At 55.7% G+C, this 271-nt stretch carries 1 protein-coding gene; it reads right to left on the reverse strand.

Annotated elements, in window-relative coordinates; all coding sequences use genetic code 11:
- Positions 1–63: 63 nt before the first annotated feature.
- On the reverse strand, positions 64–246 hold the full coding sequence (locus SB773_RS31875; RefSeq protein WP_410594332.1) for a hypothetical protein: 183 nt from the start codon (positions 244–246) through the stop codon (positions 64–66).
- Between the last annotated feature and the right edge of the window lie 25 nt (positions 247–271).

Here is a 271-nt window from a genome sequence, read left to right on the forward strand (position 1 = left end):
GGGTTTTCCCTGAAATCAGGTGTAAAAAAGGCCCCACTTGGGGGCCGTGGTGATTCATTGCGGTTACAGCGTGATATCCGCAGGTGGCGGAATTCGGCCCTGAACCCAGAGCAGCGCATCAATGATGCCTTGTTCATAGCTCTGGCTCTGGTTAGCGGTGCCCACCATGCTGATGATGGTTTCGGCCTTGTCGATTTCCTGGTCGATAGCGTCCAGCGAATGTGGGCTGACGTATTGCCCTGTCATTTCGCACCTCCTGGCGGAACGTTCG

The organism is Bacillus sp. SIMBA_074 (assembly GCF_046534555.1).
GTDB lineage: Bacteria > Bacillota > Bacilli > Bacillales > Bacillaceae_G > Bacillus_A > Bacillus_A mycoides.

Excerpts from the sequence above, each read along its gene's own strand:
- SB773_RS31875 (WP_410594332.1), bottom strand. The coding sequence starts at position 246 with ATGACAGGGCAATACGTCAGCCCACATTCGCTGGACGCTATCGACCAG.